The sequence below is a fragment of the Deinococcus piscis genome (assembly GCF_014653275.1).
GTDB lineage: Bacteria > Deinococcota > Deinococci > Deinococcales > Deinococcaceae > Deinococcus > Deinococcus piscis.
In genome coordinates this window covers 14,594-31,315 of the sequence record NZ_BNAL01000032.1, presented here as the reverse complement: position 1 = coordinate 31,315, position 16,722 = coordinate 14,594, and the positions used below count along the sequence as shown (strand labels likewise).

General features: G+C 56.1%; 16 protein-coding genes and 1 pseudogene. 13 read left to right on the top strand and 4 right to left on the bottom strand.

Translation table 11 applies throughout. The features are described from left to right. Positions 1-54: 54 nt before the first annotated feature. The gene (locus IE158_RS11075) at positions 55-321 is read right to left on the bottom strand and encodes a hypothetical protein (protein ID WP_189643767.1); all 267 of its coding nucleotides are present in this window, start codon (positions 319-321) and stop codon (positions 55-57) included. 86 nt (positions 322-407) lie between these two features. On the opposite strand from IE158_RS11075, the gene IE158_RS11070 reads away from it, so the two are divergent. The 6 genes from IE158_RS11070 (at position 408) to IE158_RS11045 (ending at position 7,682) form a co-directional block, all read left to right on the top strand. Continuing rightward, positions 408-950, top strand: coding sequence for a hypothetical protein (locus IE158_RS11070; protein WP_189643766.1), 543 nt, complete (start codon positions 408-410; stop codon positions 948-950). Positions 951-1,085: 135 nt separating this feature from the next. Then, complete coding sequence (locus IE158_RS11065) at positions 1,086-4,058, top strand: type I restriction endonuclease subunit R (RefSeq protein WP_229839085.1); 2,973 nt, start codon at positions 1,086-1,088, stop codon at positions 4,056-4,058. Between the two features lie 73 nt (positions 4,059-4,131). After that, positions 4,132-4,377, top strand: coding sequence for a hypothetical protein (locus IE158_RS11060; RefSeq protein WP_189643764.1), 246 nt, complete (start codon positions 4,132-4,134; stop codon positions 4,375-4,377). Next, a complete protein-coding gene (locus IE158_RS11055; protein ID WP_189643763.1) occupies positions 4,374-4,838 on the top strand; it encodes a type II toxin-antitoxin system VapC family toxin in 465 nt (154 codons plus the stop codon). The genes IE158_RS11060 and IE158_RS11055 overlap by 4 nt, the downstream gene beginning before the upstream one ends. Positions 4,839-4,845: 7 nt before the next feature. Next, on the top strand, positions 4,846-6,078 hold the full coding sequence (locus IE158_RS11050) for a restriction endonuclease subunit S (RefSeq protein WP_189643762.1): 1,233 nt from the start codon (positions 4,846-4,848) through the stop codon (positions 6,076-6,078). Then, positions 6,075-7,682: a type I restriction-modification system subunit M gene (locus tag IE158_RS11045; protein WP_189643761.1), complete on the top strand. Its 1,608-nt coding sequence runs from the start codon at positions 6,075-6,077 to the stop codon at positions 7,680-7,682. The genes IE158_RS11050 and IE158_RS11045 overlap by 4 nt, the downstream gene beginning before the upstream one ends. 86 nt (positions 7,683-7,768) lie before the next feature. Here IE158_RS11045 and IE158_RS11040 read toward each other — a convergent pair whose 3' ends face one another. Continuing rightward, entirely contained in the window at positions 7,769-10,615 is a 2,847-nt protein-coding gene (locus tag IE158_RS11040) for a UvrD-helicase domain-containing protein (protein ID WP_189643760.1), read from the bottom strand. A gap of 152 nt (positions 10,616-10,767) precedes the next feature. Between IE158_RS11040 and IE158_RS11035 the strand changes: the two genes are divergently transcribed. The 4 genes from IE158_RS11035 to IE158_RS11020 all read left to right on the top strand — a co-directional run bounded on the left by IE158_RS11035 (position 10,768) and on the right by IE158_RS11020 (position 13,397). After that, a complete protein-coding gene (locus IE158_RS11035; RefSeq protein ID WP_189643759.1) occupies positions 10,768-11,193 on the top strand; it encodes a helix-turn-helix domain-containing protein in 426 nt (141 codons plus the stop codon). Between the two features lie 20 nt (positions 11,194-11,213). Beyond that, positions 11,214-11,765 (top strand): VapC50 family PIN domain-containing toxin, encoded by a 552-nt coding sequence (locus IE158_RS11030; RefSeq protein WP_308430685.1) that lies wholly within the window; start codon positions 11,214-11,216, stop codon positions 11,763-11,765. Between the two features lie 36 nt (positions 11,766-11,801). Beyond that, the gene (locus IE158_RS11025) at positions 11,802-12,578 is read left to right on the top strand and encodes a YecA family protein (RefSeq protein ID WP_229839084.1); all 777 of its coding nucleotides are present in this window, start codon (positions 11,802-11,804) and stop codon (positions 12,576-12,578) included. Between the two features lie 219 nt (positions 12,579-12,797). Then, positions 12,798-13,397 carry a hypothetical protein gene (locus IE158_RS11020; protein ID WP_189643757.1) on the top strand — a complete coding sequence of 200 codons (600 nt, stop codon included), beginning with the start codon at positions 12,798-12,800 and terminating at the stop codon, positions 13,395-13,397. 106 nt (positions 13,398-13,503) lie between these two features. Here IE158_RS11020 and IE158_RS11015 read toward each other — a convergent pair whose 3' ends face one another. Next, on the bottom strand, positions 13,504-13,917 hold the full coding sequence (locus tag IE158_RS11015) for a helix-turn-helix domain-containing protein (RefSeq protein ID WP_189643756.1): 414 nt from the start codon (positions 13,915-13,917) through the stop codon (positions 13,504-13,506). A 3-nt stretch (positions 13,918-13,920) separates the two neighbouring features. Next, positions 13,921-14,280 carry a hypothetical protein gene (locus tag IE158_RS11010; protein WP_189643755.1) on the bottom strand — a complete coding sequence of 120 codons (360 nt, stop codon included), beginning with the start codon at positions 14,278-14,280 and terminating at the stop codon, positions 13,921-13,923. A 70-nt stretch (positions 14,281-14,350) separates the two neighbouring features. On the opposite strand from IE158_RS11010, the gene IE158_RS11005 reads away from it, so the two are divergent. The 3 genes and pseudogenes from IE158_RS11005 to IE158_RS10995 all read left to right on the top strand — a co-directional run. Continuing rightward, positions 14,351-14,926, top strand: a complete 576-nt coding sequence (locus IE158_RS11005; protein WP_189643754.1) for a recombinase family protein — start codon at positions 14,351-14,353, stop codon at positions 14,924-14,926. Between the two features lie 113 nt (positions 14,927-15,039). After that, a protein-coding gene (locus IE158_RS11000; RefSeq protein ID WP_373295842.1) for an IS3 family transposase occupies positions 15,040-16,199 on the top strand; the annotation gives its coding sequence in 2 pieces (ribosomal slippage) (positions 15,040-15,313 and positions 15,313-16,199; 1,161 coding nt in all). Positions 16,200-16,228: 29 nt separating this feature from the next. Next, positions 16,229-16,705, top strand: a pseudogene (locus IE158_RS10995) (transposase); the annotation flags it as partial. Positions 16,706-16,722: the final 17 nt, after the last annotated feature.

Here is a 16,722-nt window from a genome sequence, read left to right as displayed (position 1 = left end):
TGATGGGGCCGTCTGTTGGTTTTTGCCGTCTGGAACGAGGTCAAACTGAAGTTGTCACCTACTGAGCCAGTAATTACCCTTCTTGACCTGGTCAATGACCCGCAGGCCAAACCCCAGACCGTACTTGTCTCCAGACCACCCGTCATAGACCTGACCCGTGCAGCCATTGATAGAGGCCGCCACATTGAGGGTGCTGCGCAAATTCCCTTGCTGCAATCCAATGCGTCCCCCTTCCAGAGCGGTGACGCGAACAGCGTCACGGGGACTCTGCTCTGCAGGAGAGGACAAAGCCGTAGCTGCAAGTAAGGCGAGGACGCTCATGGCTTCATTGTAGGGAGACGGGGTGGTCTTCTCCTGGTCAAAAGATTCGTGGCGTGTCAATGGCTCCTGCTAACCTGAAATCCTCCATGCGCCCATACCTTGCTGTTCTATTTACTGCCCTTACCTTGAGTCTGAGTCAGACCGCTCAGGCCGTCGATTTCTGGATGGTGCTGGGCAATACTGGCGGCAAATCCACTCTGCGTGGCGGCGAATTCGTCTATCCCACCAGTGACGGGAAGACCACCCTGTGGGTAGGGATCAGCTTCCTCGACTTCATGAACAATGAGGGAAACGAGATAGACCTGACTGGCTTTAAAACGGGTGGTCCATTCACCCAGAGCGAATTGGCACTTCTGGCCAACGAAGTGGTGAAGGTAGGTCATGAGTGCTACAACGTCAGCGCTACCAGGGATGCTGATATCAAGCAATGGCTAACCACCACTCGGGTAGAGGAGGCCAATTTCTACACCACAGCGCTGCGGCCTACAGCCCAGAAGAGCTTTGGCCCTCTGGAGCTTTCCCTGACGAAGACCGTCAATGGAAATAGCCATGCCGTAGCGGTTCATTTCTACCGCGAGGGCCAGCAAGGCGTTGCACCCTGGACGAAGACCTGCACCGCTTCGGGATGATGGTCAGAGGCTATAGGCGCAAAATGCGCTACATAGCCTGAAAAGCGGCGCTAGCATAGGTAAATTCCATGCCTTAGCCCACTGCGAGGTGGGCCAGATGTCAGACCCGGTGCAACCGTCAGGGGGAGAGTGTCCGTGAAAGAAGCCGAGCTAGAGCAGTCCTTTATCGACAAGTTGCAGGAGCTGAAATACGTCTACCGCTCTGATATCCGTAGCCGCTCTGCGCTGGAAGCGAACTTCCGGGAGAAGTTCGAAGAACTCAACGGCGTCAAGCTGACGGACGGCGAGTTCACGCGGCTGCTGGAGGACATCACCACGCCTGATACCTTTCAGGCGTCCAAAACCCTGCGGACCAAGCACACCATGCTCCGGGATGACGGTACCCCGCTGGACTACACCCTGATCAATATCAAAGACTGGTGCAAGAACACCTTTGAGGTGGTCAGCCAGCTCAAAATGAACACCCACAGCAGCCATCACCGCTACGACGTGGTGCTACTGATGAACGGCGTACCCGTCGCCCAGGTGGAGTTGAAGAAGAAGGATGTGACCCCACAGGTTGCCATGCGGCAGATCGTGGACTACAAGAACGACCCAGGCAATGGCTATGGCAACTCGCTGATGACGTTCATCCAGCTGTTCGTGGTCAGCAACGGGGGCAGCACCCACTACTTTGCCAACAACCGTCAGGAGCACTTCAGCTTCAATGCGGATGAGCGCTACCTTCCGCTTTACCAATTTGCTGATCAGCAGAACAAGAAGATCACGGATCTGAACAGGTTTGCGGACGCCTTCCTGGCCAAATGCACGTTGGGGGAGATGATTGGACGCTACATGGTGCTGCTCGAAACCGAGAAGCGTCTGATGATGATGCGGCCCTACCAGATTTACGCGGTCAAGGCCATCGTAGGCAGTATCGCCCAGAACACCGGGAACGGGTACATCTGGCACACCACCGGCAGCGGGAAGACGCTGACTTCCTTCAAAGCGTCCACCCTGCTGAAAGACAACGACGCGATCGACAAGTGCATCTTCGTGGTGGACCGCAAGGACCTGGACCGGCAGACCCGCGAGGAGTTCAACCGCTTCCAGGAAGGCAGCGTGGAGGAGAACGCCAACACCGGCAAGCTGGTGAAACGCCTGCGGTCCACCGAAAAAGCCGACAAGGTCATTGTGACGACCATCCAGAAGCTGGGTCTGGCCCTGAGTGGTGGGGGCAAAGCTGAGTATGCCGGGCAGCTTGAACCCCTACGGGACAAGCGCATCGTCTTTATCTTCGACGAGTGCCACCGTTCGCAGTTCGGGGAGAACCACAAGGCTATCAAGGGGTACTTCCCCAACTCGCAGCTGTTCGGCTTTACTGGCACGCCTATCTTCGACGAGAACGCCCGCTACGTGCAGGTGAAAGGTAAAGAAGCGACCTACCAGACCACCGAAGACATCTTCCAGCGTGAGTTGCACGCCTACACCATCAACCACGCCATCGACGACGGGAACGTGCTGAAGTTCCACGTGGACTACTACAAGCCGGAGTCCGCAGACGCTGTTGCGGCTCGCAGCCGCAACGAACCCCCACCCAAGGGAGCGGTCGTCACCGAGATTCTGAAAAAGCACGACGCCGCTACGGCTGGGCGCAAGTTCAACGCGATTCTGGCGACGGCTTCGATTGACGACGCCATCGAGTACTACAACCTGTTCGCAAAGGTGCAGGCCGAGCGTCAGGCCGAGGACCCCACCTTCAAGCCGCTGAATATCGCGGCAGTGTTTTCACCGCCGGCTTACGTGAGCGCCGAATCCAAGCAAATGCAGGAGGATCTGCCACAGGAGAGTGCCGACAACCAGGAGAACCCCGAGGCCAAGAAGCAGGCCCTGGAGCGCATCATCTCTGATTACAACGCCCGCTACGGAACCAATCACAAGATCAGCGAGTTCGATGCCTACTACCAGGATGTGCAGAAGCGTATCAAGGACCAGCAGTGGCCCAACAAGGATTTCCCCCACGAGCAGAAGATCGACATCGTCATCGTGGTGGACATGCTGCTGACGGGGTTCGATTCCAAGTATCTCAATACCCTGTACCTGGACAAGAAGTTGCAACATCATGGCCTGATTCAGGCCATGTCCCGGACCAACCGCATCCTGAACGCGACCAAGCCTTACGGGAACATCCTGGACTTCAGAGGCCAGCAAGAAGCGGTGGACAAGGCCATCACCCTATTTTCCAGCGGTGATGGGGAAAGCAGCCGCGAAATCTGGCTGGTAGAAGAAGCCCCCAAAGTCATCGAGCGGCTGGAGAAAGCGGTGCAGAAGGTGACGACCTTCATGTCGCTCTATGATCTGGAACCCACCGCCGATCAGGTTCATAACCTGCCCGGCGACAGCGCCAAAATCCAGTTCATCAAGCTGTTCAAGGATGTGCAGCGTTACTCGACCCAGCTGGAGCAGTACACCGACCTGACTGAAGAGCAGCAGGAGCAAATCGGGACCATCCTGCCCCCGGATGAGCTGCAGGCGTTCCGAGGCGCTTATCTGGAAACAGCTCAGGCCCTGAAGCAGAGCAAGGACAAGCCCAAAGAAGACGAGGATGAGCTGGAAAACCTCGACTTCGAACTGGTGTTGTTCGCTTCAGCCATCATCGATTACGACTACATCATGACCCTGCTGGCGCAGTCGAGTGCCCAGGAGACCCCGGAGCAGCAGCGCACCACCCGTGAGAAGCTGCTGGCGCTGATCGGCTCCGATGCCAAGTTCATGGACGAGCGCGAGGAGTTTGCCGAGTACATCACGAACCTGCCAACCGGCGTGGCCTTGACCGAAGCAGAACTGTGGGCAGGCTACGAGCGCTTCAAAGAAGCGCGGAATGCAGAAGAAGTGCAGGGCATTGCCAAGGCCCACGGGATAGACCCGCAGGCCTTGGAGGCTTTCGTGACCACCACCCTGCAGCGCCTGATCTTCGACAGTGAGGCCCTGAACGACCTGCTGGCCCCCCTGAACCTGGGCTGGAAGGAACGCAAGCGCAGACGCGAAGAGCTGATGGGTGACCTGACCCTGGTACTACGCCGCAGAGCTGAAGGCCGGGATATTGCTGGACTGGGGGCCTATGAGTAGCGAGGCTTTGAACCAGACATTCCCGCACCAACCATCTCTAAGCACCCCAACCCTGACGGCTAAAATGGGCCACATGACCAAGCACGACATCTGGGCTTACAGCGAAGCGCAAAGCCACTGGGAGGAAATCCTGCAGCTGGCGGCGAACGGTGAACCGCAGCGCATCAGCCGCCCGGATGGGGTGACGCTGGTGATTCAGATGCAGCCGGAGCAGGCAGAACCCTTCGTTCCTGTCCTGGCAGCCTTTGCGGGCTTGCCCGTGGACACGGAACTGGTGACCGAACGTCCGCAGGACCAGCCAAGGGATGTAGAGCTTTGAAGTACCTGCTGGATACCAACGTCATCAGTGAAATGACCAAGCCGGAGCCGAGCCAGGCGGTCACCGCCTGGCTGGGACAGACCCCCATCACTGAAGTGGCCCTGAGTGTGATCACGCTGGGGGAGATCCAGCGGGGCATCCTGGCTACGTCCAGCGAAAAGAAACGGGCGGCGCTACAACACTGGTATGACCAGAGCTTCCTGCCGCTGTTCAGTGGGGGCATCCTGAACATCACCCCAGCGGTGATGGAGGAGTGGGCCGAGCGCTATCAGGCGGCCCGCGAAAAAGGCAAAACGCCCGCCAGTATGGATTCGCTGATTGCCGCTACAGCCGCTGCCTATGGCCTGACGGTCGTCACCCGCAATGAGAAGGACTTTGAGCCGATGGGGGTGCCCACCCTGAACATCTGGACCCAGGCCCAAACCCAGATCCCCAGCACCGCCGCAGAAGAAAGAGAGTAAGCCAGAGATGACCACCGAGAAGCCACAGGAAAAGACCACCAAGACCGTGCCACCGCCCAGGCTGAGGTTTAAGCAGTTTGAGGGGCAGGGGGAGTGGGAAGAGAGACGGCTGGGGGACTATCTGCGTGAAAGTCGTATCTCAGGCTCTAACGGAGCAGTAGCGCGGAAAATCACCGTGAAGCTCTGGGGTAAGGGGGTTTACGAGAAACAGGAAGCTATCAGCGGGTCGGAAAACACCAAATACTTCAAGCGTTCGGCGGGTCAGTTTATTTACAGCAAGCTGGACTTCCTTAACGGCGCATTCGGCATTATTCCTGAAAGTTTGGATGGCTTTGAATCGACAACGGACTTACCCGCTTTCGACTTTCTACCTGGTTTAGACCCACATCTTCTCTTGGAATATGTTTCGCGGGAAGAGTTCTATTCAAAGTTTGAAGGTGGGGCTATGGGAGGGCGTAAAGCTCGCCGTGTCAACCCCAGTGAACTTCTCAATACTTCCGTACCATTGCCTTCCCTCCCAGAACAGCAGCACATCGCCGCTACCCTCTCCTCCCTAGACGACCTCATCACCGCCCACACTGACAAGCTGGAAGCCCTGCGCCAGCACAAGCGAGGGCTGATGCAAGGGCTATTCCCTGCTGAGGGTGAGCGCGTGCCTCGGCTGCGGTTTCCTGAGTTTGCCGAGGCTGGGGAGTGGGAAGAGAAGAGGTTGGGAGAGGTTTGCACTGTCCTAAATAATTTACGTAAACCCATTACTGAAGCGAAAAGAGTAAAAGGGGAATATCCCTATTACGGAGCCAGTGGCATTGTTGATTACGTCGCAGAATATATTTTTGATGAACCCTTGATGTTGGTTGGTGAGGACGGTGCAAAATGGGGAGCTTTTGAGAAGACTGCATTCCTCGCTGATGGAAAGTATTGGGTTAATAACCATGCTCACGTCTTGCGTACGGGGGACACCCCCCTAAGTTTCATTGAGAATTACCTTGTGATGCTTGATTTATCTCTTTATGTAACGGGGGCAGCGCCACCCAAATTGACTCTTGGGAAACTCAAAACTATACCCATTCCACTCCCCTCCCTCCCCGAACAACAACGCATAGCCGACTGCCTCTCCTCCCTTGACGACCTCATCACCGCACAGGCTGACAAAATCGCGGCCTTGCAGGAGTTCAAGCGTGGGCTGATGCAGGGCTTGTTCCCTTCCACCACCGCTGCCACACAGGAGGCCACCGAATGACTGATGCACAACTGAACCAATTGGGTAAGACGCTCTGGGCCATTGCCGACCAATTACGAGGGGCCATGAACGCTGATGACTTCCGCGACTACATGCTGGCCTTCTTGTTCCTGCGGTACCTCTCAGACAACTACGAAGCCCGTGCCAAGCAGGAACTAGGCGAAGACTGGCCTACGGTAGGGGAGGGTGAGAACGCCCTGCAAGCCTTCTACGACCAGAACCCGGGGGACATCGCAGACTTTGAGGACGTGATGCGTCGGCAGGTGCACTACGTCATCCAGCCGCAGCACCTCTGGAGCCACATCGCTGAGCTGGCCCGCAAGCAGAGTGAAGACCTGCTGAGCACCCTGCGGGCAGGGTTCAAGTACATCGAAGAGGAATCCTTCGGCGATAACTTTGCGGGCTTGTTCTCGGAAATCAATCTGGACTCCGAAAAGCTGGGCAAGAACCAGACCGAGCGCAACAAGAAACTGGGCAACATCGTCGGCAAGATTGCCGAAGGCCTCAGTGAGTTCTCGACTGACAGCGACACCCTGGGGGACGCTTACGAGTACCTCATCGGTCAATTTGCGGCAGGCTCCGGTAAGAAGGCTGGGGAATTCTACACTCCCCAGCAGGTCTCCAGCGTGCTGTCAGGCATCGTGGCCCTGGACAGCCAGGACCCCTCACTGGGTTACAAGAAGCAGCTGGGTAAAGTCCTGGACATGACCAGCGGTTCCGGTTCGCTGCTGCTGAACGTGCGGCGTACCGTGGAAGCCCACGGTGGTGACATCAGCAAGATCTACGGGCAGGAAAAGAACATCACCACCTACAACCTGGCCCGTATGAACATGCTGCTGCACGGGGTCAAGGACACCGAGTTCGACATCTTCCACGGGGATACCCTCAGCAATGACTGGGACATCTTCAAGGAAGAGAACCCTGCCAAGAAGCTGCAGTTTGATGCGGTGGTGGCCAACCCACCCTTCAGCCTCCGCTGGGAACCAGGGGAGGCCACCGCACAGGATGCTCGCTTCAAGAGCTACGGAGTAGCTCCCAAGTCAGCAGCAGACTTCGCCTTCCTGCTACACGGCTTCCATTACCTGTCTCAGGAAGGCACGATGGCGATTATCCTCCCTCACGGTGTGCTGTTCCGTGGTGGAGCCGAAGAGCGGATTCGCAAGAAGCTACTGGAAGACGGCAACATTGATACCATCATTGGACTACCTTCTAACCTGTTCTACTCAACCGGTATCCCGGTAGCGATCCTGGTGCTCAAGAAGTGTAAGAAGTTCGATGACGTGCTGGTCATCAATGCCAGTGAGCACTTCGGCAAGAAGAAGCGCCAGAACGAACTGCGTCCCCAGGACATCAAGAAGATTCTGGAGACCTACCAGAATCGCAGTGAAGAGGAGCGCTACTCTCGCCGTGTCTCAATGGATGAAATCCGCGAGAATGGCTACAACCTGAACATTACCCGCTACGTGAGCACCGACCAGGCCGAGGAGCAGATTGACCTGCAGGCGGTGCATGGCGGCCTCACGGAGATTGAGAAGCGTATCCAGGAGGCGACGGAGCGGCATAACGAGTTCTTGAAGGAGTTGGGTTTGGCTGTGTTGGGGTAAGCGGCTTTTGAGGGTAGAGGCGGTTGTTCATTCCTGAATCCTGACTGGAAGGAGTGGCAAAGCTTCCCAAGTCGTGTCATCGGACTTCACGTATCCGATGACTGGGGCTTCACGCTCTCCGGAAACGCACTATGATCCAGCCAGCCCCGCCCCACCGCGTCTGCCAGCAGGCTGACATTGATCCACTCAGCTTCGGCATTCGGCGCAAGCAGTAAGCCTACCTGCATTTCAGGATTCAGAACGTAGTAGCCCTGTTTCACGCGCTTCCAGAGTTGGCGGGCGGGTGAGTAGCTGCTGTCCACCTCGGCGCGGGCCATCACATGGTTGAAATAGGGCCGCTTGCGCCGCTGTTCTCTGAGCACGTTCGGTGGGAAGTGTTCTAGGTTGAGTTGCAGGGCATTGACAAAAAAGCCGCTCTGCCGCTCATGGAAGTCACGGGGTGATAGCGTTGGGTGGTTCAGTTTAGACGTATAAACGGGCCACTGCGCCAGCATCACGCTCAGGAAATAAAACTCTGCGCCGCTGTCTTGAAGCCGAACCATGCGCCCGCCTATCTGCACGTCTAGGTGCGTGGGCTTCAGTTTGTCCCATAGCGGCCCCAGCTTATTGCGGGCATAGTCCTCGTCCTGCATGGCTCGCCAGAGCGCCAGCATGTGTGGCGTGCGTCCGTGAACATCGGTCTGGGTAATGTCCGCGCCGCGTGAGAGCAGTTCGTCCACCAGTTCTACGTGGCCCACCAGCGTCGCCAGCATCAGTGGGGTCAGGTTTTCGGGAGTGCGGTGATCTACGCCGTAGCGCTCGGTGTCCGCCAGAATCACTCTTATGTTGCCTGTCTCGTAGGGCTTGCGGTATTTGTCTACGGCAGTCTGTCGCTGGGTGCGGCGGTCTTTTTCACTGTTACGCAGGAAAGACTGCGCAGGTTTGATTTTCAGGCCAGCCAGTTCCTCTAGGAGCCTTTCATCAAGGTTGAGCAGCGCGTAGTCGGTAAGTTCACGGGCTTTCTTTACGTCACCCACGTGTTGCCGCACCTCGCCCTGCATCTGCGCCAGCACCTGCGGTGTCCAGACTTCCCACGGCACGGGCTTTTGCTGCAAGATGCGGCGGCGAATGTCGCGAGCCTGCTCTTTCTTGCCCTGTAACTCCAGTTTGCGGGCCTCGCGCTCCCAGTCGTCTCTGGAGGCTTTTTTAACTTTTAGTTGCTCGGCCTCGTCGCCCAATTTCACGCCCAGGAGCGGTAACAGCGGGTGGCGCGTGTCGTTTTCAACCAGCAGCACGCGGTCTACGGCGCGGGTCACGGCGACATACAGCGCATTGACATAAAACTTGTAGATTTCCAGCGATTTGTCGGCTTTGTCCTTGGCGCGGCGGTAGGCCAGTTCGTCGCCCCTCAGGTCGTCCCGCGTCACCCCGCTGGCAATCTCGGCGTAAGTCTGCCGCGCCCCCGAAATGAAGTTGTGCAGGATGATATTGGGATATTCCAGCCCCTTGGCTTCGTGGACACTGAACACCAGTGGCGTGCCGAATGCAGCGCGGGCGTCGGCTTTGTCCTCATCGTGCAGTACCAGCACGGCGTATTCGGTAGAGTCGCGCGTCTGGTCGTCCAAATGCTTTTTAACCTGTTTATTGTCGGGCAAAAAGGTGACGGAACCGAGTTCGCTTGCCACCGCCCGTACCAGAAAATTGCTCTCGCGGTCAACGCTGCCAAAGCGGGCGTGTTTGACCTTGAGGATGTCGTTAGCGACTCGCGTGACCTGGCTGGAATTGCGGAAATTGGCCTGCAAAACGCTGATTTTCTGCCGTTCAGCCAGCACGGGGTCTTTGTAGAGCAGTGACTTGACGGCGGCCCACGAAAAGAAGTTGGGGTGAACAATCTGGTTAGAGTCGCCGCACAGCAAAAATTGCCCAGGCGTCTTCAAAGTCTGCAAAATCAGGGCCAGTTGCGCCGCCGTGAGGTCTTGCACCTCGTCTACCACCACAAAATCGTAGTTGGACGCAACTTCGGCGCGGTAACTTGCCGCCAGCAAACTGGAATCGTAGAGGCCCGCTTCAGTCAGCCAGTTCAGGTATTTGGCAAAAAGGTCGTACACGCCCGCCCGCGCTTCGGCGGGGTAGATGCTCTGGCGAATGCCGAGGCTGAGGTATTCCTCGCGCTTCAGCGCCCCAGCGGGCGAACTGCTCAGCACGCCCCGAAACTCTTCAAACAACTGGTGCGCGTCGTTGCCCTTCAGCCCAGGCTGGCGCGTGACCCAGCCGCGAAAATCTTCAAATGTCACCTCACGGCCCGCTGGCACCCGAATGGTTCGTAAGAAGTCGGCAAAGCTCAGGAAGCTGACCTCCTGCCCCTCGTTTTCAAAGCCGTGTGCGCCGTACAACTCGCTGGCACTCTGCGCCAGAAACTTGGAGAGCGTGACATACAACACCTGCCCAGACATTTCACGCAGTTTTTGAAGCGTCAGCGCAGTTTTTCCGCTGCCCGCCGAGCCGACCAGAATAATCGGTGCGGGTGTGCGGTACACCGCGTCCTGCGTGTCATCAAACGAAATCACCTTGTCCAGCAGGTGAAATTCGCTGCGAGAAGGGTGCAGGTAGCGCACCTTCTGCGCCTCGGTGTTCACCGCCGCCACGTTGAAATCGGGCAGTTTGGCCTCGTCAATGGCGGCCCCACGCAAAAACCTTGACTTCTCGTAGGCGTGCTGGTGAATGACTTCCAGCGCCAAGCACACGGTTTCGGGGTCACCGCCCTCTGGCTCGTGGCGCACGAAGGTGAGCAGCAGGCGGTTGGTGTCGTCCAGCTTAGCGCGGTAATACGGGCCCCCAGCTAGCTTCTTAATGTCGGGCGTCTTGAAATCATCCCGCTCTACCGCGTCCTTGACCTTTCTCAGTTTGGATTTGACTTTAGAGGCATCTAGGTCGCGGTAGGTGAGGAAGCGCATGATTCCATCATATTTGTGTTTCAGGCCCTATGTAAGTTGGAAGCTGGTGAACAGTCATTCGACGGGTTTAGGTGAGGCTAGATCAGAATACGCCCTAGAACACACCGTCTCTGCGAATATTTCGAATAAGATAGAAGGTAGGAGGCTATTTTATGACGTTCCCTGTTCGCCAGATTTTGGGTCAGCAAGACCAGGCTATTGCTCGCGAGGCCCAGCAGCTTCTCAAAGACGTTGGCGTTTCTCTACAGGTGGAAGGCGGCAAGGTCGTAGAGTTGCCCCCTACACTCACGCAGGTACTGGGCGAAGTGTTAGAGCAGTTGGCCGCTGGTCAGGCTGTAACCATTCTGCCCACTGAGCAAGAATTGACCACGCAAGAAGCGGCCAACTTGCTGGGAGTCAGCCGACCATTTTTTATAGAAAAGATTCTTGAAGCCGGAAAACTGCCCTATCACCGTATTGGCAAGCACCGCCGTATCGTTCTTAGTGACTTGCTGGATTATCAGCAGCGTGACCAAGCAGAGCGGGAAGCTATTGTGGCGGCCATGACCGCTAACGCTCAAGAATTGGATTTGGATTGATTCCCGCGTCAAAGGGAACCGTGGTGTTCTGTGATGCCAACGTTCTATACGGTTCTATGTTGCGGAACCTGCTCATGTGGCTGGGCGTTCAACGAACGCTCAGCTTGCGCTGGAGCGATCAGGTGCAACTGGAGTGGACACGTAACCTGCTGGAACATCGCCCGACTCTCTCAGCGGAAGCGCTACAAAAGACCTGTGAGCAGATGAATCAGGCTATTCCTGAAGCGTTGGTAGAGGGCTGGGATGAAAATCAAACGTTTGACCTCCCCGACCCTGATGACCAGCATGTGTTGGCCGCAGCCTTGGCTGCGGAAGCAGCAGTGCTACTCACCTTTAATCTCAGTGATTTTCCAAAGGCAGCTGTGCCAGATGGCCTAGTGGTGGTTGATCCGGATACCTATCTGACCGTCTGCCTTGAGGTGCAGCCTATTAGGGTGCGGCAGGCCCTTACTAAGCTTCGCAGTCACCTCAAAAATCCGCCGCTTTCTAGGGATGAAGTGCTGTTGAGGTTTGAGAAGGCAGGGCTATGGCAGTTTGCATCTTCTTTGAGAAGGATGGATGTGGGATTTTAAGGTGTGAGCTATAAGCACGAGATACCCGAGAGTCATTTGAAGCTGTTAAAAGAATTTACGCCCCATGCCACACCGCAGCAGTTGGCGACGCTGACTGAAGCTGCTCAGCGGCAGGGCCGGAGCCTGCCTTTTTGGGATGGTGTTGTGTATGGTTTGGCTCTGTCACTGCATCCAGACAGTGAAGTAATGCTGCAAGTGTTGGAAATAGAACTTGAGCTGCCAGAAGTACGGGAAATCGTAACAGAGTACGCAGCCAGTATCTGGGCGCGGTTGAATGTCGATGACCAGGAGCAATTTGATGCCAGTGTTGACCCACAGTTGGTCAGCACTCCGGCCATGTTGCGGGAGTGGCTGGCAGGGCTGGCACACGCGGTAGCGCTTGACCCACAACCGCTGGAGGCGCTGTATCAGCCTACGACTACTAAGATAATTGGGGAACGTGTCATATCGACCATGCTGATAGTGATGTCGTTTATAAAGCCTATCGAAGACCTGGACGGCGAACTTTCAGGCTGGCAGGAGATGCAGGAGATTCAGCAGGAGGTGATGGGTACGCTGGAAATGAATCAGGCTACTCCTGAGGAAATTGCGGAGACCCTGCAACTCTTGCTGTTGGACGTGGATTTTTTCTATGGATATTCAGCGGCCATACAACAGTTCGGCCTTGATTCTCAACTATTCGGGAACAACCTGAAGTTTGAGCCTATCCAGCGTGAGGGGCGTAAGATTCGGCCTAATGAACCCTGCCCCTGTGGCAGCGGTAAGAAACATAAGAAGTGCTGTGGCACACCCGGCGCGGCTCCGCTCTTGTAGAGAGTGGTAAGACCCCTATTGGTCCTCCCGCCGACTTCCACACAATCGTTTCCTAAGGTTACTGGGCCAGTTGCTCTAGGGCATACCTCAAAGTGACAAAGACGGGGTGACAAAAAGGGCCTGTTTCCACGTCACCTTAGGATTGGTTTCAGCATTTCGTGACAGGCACTGAAACTACTCTAAGACCCTAAAGTGACAAAATGCTGCGAAAGACTGACTATGCGTCGCGCAGATCTGCGCGACAGCCCCTCCCTCCCCAGTTATCTTCAAAGCACCATGATAAAGAAAGCTCTTTTTGCTCTGACGACGCTTGCAGTAGCGACTACGGCCAATGCCCAGACTTTTGAAGGCAGCAATGGTATTTACATGCTGCAAGGCTGTTATCACACCAACGCGGGTGTGCGCTGCGATTTTAACTACGCCACCAAGAGCGATACGCTCGAAGCATGGACTGTCTTATTCGCTGAGGTAGTTGCCGCAGACGGAGCCAATATCAAACCCAGTGGGGTATCTGTAGTAAATGGCGAGTTCGGCGACAATAATACTCCTGCCATTAATGTTTACAAGGGAGTACCCGTCAAAGTCTCTGCACTCTTTGACCTGCCCAGGACCACGACCAGCCTGCGTATCCTGACTGTGGAAGGCAAGCGTGCTGACAACGTCCCTGTTCGCAACTCAGCAGCAGTTGCCACTCCAGCCCCCGTCACCGCTGCTCCAGCTCAGGCCATCAACATCAGTGGCAACTGGACGGCCAGCCTGACGGGCTGCAAGCAGGTGAAGCCCAACGAAGTCGTCTGCGCCGCAACTCTCCGCAAATAAGACCTTCCAGCCAGAAGAGGTGAGGCGCCAGCAGCTTCACCTCTTTCCCATTGCCTTGGCTCCGTCACCGCTTCAGCCTAAAGTGACCATCTGAATCGTCAAATGACTACTGACCCAGTGAAGCTTCGATAGGTTGACCACCATCCAGTGGCTCCAGCACCAGCTTGGCCCGGTAACCCATGCGTAGAGCTGCACTCCCCACCGTGCTCATGTAGAGGTTGGCTTCCGGAGATTCCATCTGAGAAATGCGCCCTGGAGAAACACCCCAGCTCTCGGCCGCCTGACGTACGGTCAATCCCTGCTCCTGTCTGACCGCTTTGAAAGCTTCACCGGCACTTTCCACCACCAGAGCACTCACCAGCTCCGCTGGTGAGGTCTGCGCGGCCACCAGACCCTGATCCTCCAGGCCACCACCATCCACAGCGTCCTGTCCTTCCAGGCTATTCAAGGCCGTCACGAAGTCATCGTCCGGAAGTTCATCCAAACCAAGGTGCTGTTGCCATTCCTGTGCTGTTTTCATGGGCTACTTCCTTTCCTGGTCGGTCATGGCGACCAAAGTGGCTTCCTTGAGGAGGGACGCGCTCGGCGTGTCCCCAGCCTTCACTTCAGCGTTGATGATGACTGCGTCACCGTTGGTGCGGAAGTAGAAGTAAATCCTGGTGCCCCCCTTGCTTCCTCCTCTGGAATGCGACTTCAGTTCCCAGATGGGCAAGCTCTGCAATTTCTTGGCGTAACTGCTCTGATGGCCTTGCAGGTAGAGGTCGGTCAGCATTCTGATGGCAGTGTTGACGGCTTCTTGCTGACCAGCGGCCACCAGCTCCAAAAGGTCATCCAAAATGGCCGCTCGCTGAGCATGGGGACGCTGGTAGAGAACGAACGGCATCTGTTTAGTATAGGCTAAACAAGGAGGGTAGATAGAGAATAGAGTCACTCTAAAGTGACAGACTCAGGGTATGCCCTCCACCATCGGATACAAGCGCGTCAGCAGCTATGGCCAGAACGAAGTGCGCCAGCTGGACGGCCTGACCTTCGACAAGATCTTCACCGACAAAGCTTCCGGCAAAGACACGCAGCGGCCACAGCTTCAGGCTTTGCTGGAGTATGTCCGTGAGGGGGATACGGTCACCATTCACTCCCTGGACCGCCTTGGCAGAAACCTCCTGGATTTGCAAGGCCTGGTCGGACAGCTCACGGAGAAGGGCATCACCGTTCACTTCGTCAAAGAGAACATGACCTTCAAACCCGGAGGGCAGGACTCGATGTCCACTTTGCTGTTCAGCATCATGGGAGCCTTTGCTCAGTTCGAACGCGACCTCATCCGCGAGCGTCAGGCCGAGGGGATCGCCCAGGCGAAGAAGCGAGGGGTCTACAAAGGCAGGAAGCCCAAGCTCACCGCCAGCCAGGTAACAGAGCTAAGGGAGCTGGCCGCCCAGGGCGTGAAGAAGCCAGAGCTGGCCCAGCGGTTCGGGGTCAGTCGGAAGACTGTGTATGAATACCTGCGAGAAGTTGTGCCCGCGAATAGCGGGTAGGTTGCCAACGGGACACGCCTCTAACTTATCAGTGCGGAACTATGCCGTTATCAATATGGGGTTAGTCCAGTTTTGAGTCGGTGCAGTTAAGCCTCACCATAGGAGGCAAGACCATGACGACCAGAAAGACCTACACCGCCGAATTCAAACGCCAGGCCCTTGAACTGGCCGCACGTGAGGATGTTGGCCCTAGTCGGGCTGCACGCGACCTCGGAATCAGCACCTCTGTACTCTACCGCTGGAGACTCCAGGCTCAGAAGGCTGGAATAGCCGCATTTCCTGGTCAGGGTCGGGTGACCCTGACCCCACAGGAGCAGGAAATCCAACGGCTCCGCAAGGAGAACGAGATTTTGCGTCAGGAGCGTGAAATCTTAAAAAAAGCAGCTGCCTTCTTTGCCAAAGAAAATCTCTGAGGTTTGCGTTCATCGCTGCACACCTTGGTGAGTTTCGCCTCGACGTTATGTGTCGAGTGCTGCAGGTGACCCCCAACGGCTTCAGAAACTGGCAAAGAAGGCCATTGTCAACGAGAAAAACGGAGGATGAGCGTCTCAAGCTGCTTATTGAGGATATCCACCATCAGCATAAAGGGCGCTATGGAGCGCCCCGGATTCAAGCTGAACTGGCAGCCAGGGGTCATCACCACAGTGTCAGGCGAATTGCTCGACTGATGCGTGACCTTGGCCTTTACGGTAAAACCCGTCGCAAGTTCGTCAAAACCACGGACAGCAAGCATGTTCTTCCAGTGGCTCCAAACCTGCTGGACAGAAATTTTACGCCCAAGACCCCGAATTCCACCTGGGCCAGCGACATCACCTACATCCCCACAAAAGAAGGTTGGCTGTACCTGGCCGTGACGATGGATTTATTTGCCAGAACGATTGTGGGCTGGTCGATGGACAGCACTATGACCGTAGAATTGCCGTCAAATGCGCTGAGCATGGCAGTGAGCAGGCGGAACCCGCCTGCGGGTCTCATTCACCACAGCGACCGGGGAAGCCAGTACGCCAGCCAGATGTTTCAAACCGCGCTTCGGAAACATGAAATGCGGTGCAGCATGAGTCGAAAGGAGGATTGTTGGGATAACGCCGTGGTTGAAAGCTTTTTTGAGACCATAAAGCGTGAACTGGTAGATGGCTGCGTATATCGCAGCCATGAGGAGGCCAGGAAGGCGATTTTTGAGTATATGGAGGTGTACTACAACCGCAAACGGCGGCACTCGAGCCTGGGGTACTTGACTCCCCTGGAAGCCGAGTGCCAAGCTACAGCTGCTTAACCTGAGCGACTCAAAATCGAGTCAACCCCATTGACAGTCGAACCCTGCAAAGTACGCCTGAAAGTGGTCACCGATCAGGCTATGACGGCGCGAAAAAGCGGAAGGGCAGCAAGGTACATGCGGCTGTGGATACCTTGGGCCATGTCATCGCTTTGCTGGTCACCTCCGCAGATGAACAAGACCGCGAACAGGTCTACGATCTATGTCACCAGATTCAGGCTGTCACTGGTGACCGTGTTGATGTCGTGCTGGCAGATGGTGGCTACACCGGGGAACAGGCAGAGATTGACGCTGCACTGCTGGATATTGAGTTGGTCGTTGTGAAACGACCAGCTGGAGCATCGGGATTTGTCCTGCTTCCTAAGCGCTGGATCGTAGAACGAAATTTTGCTTGGGCCGCCCGTTTCCGCCGCTTGGGACGTGATTTGGAGCGGTTGCCTTCTACCTTGCTTGGCTTTCACTGGCTGGCCTTCGCTATTCTGTCTCTACAAAAATTGGCTGCCTAGATTTGGATGGGATTGCT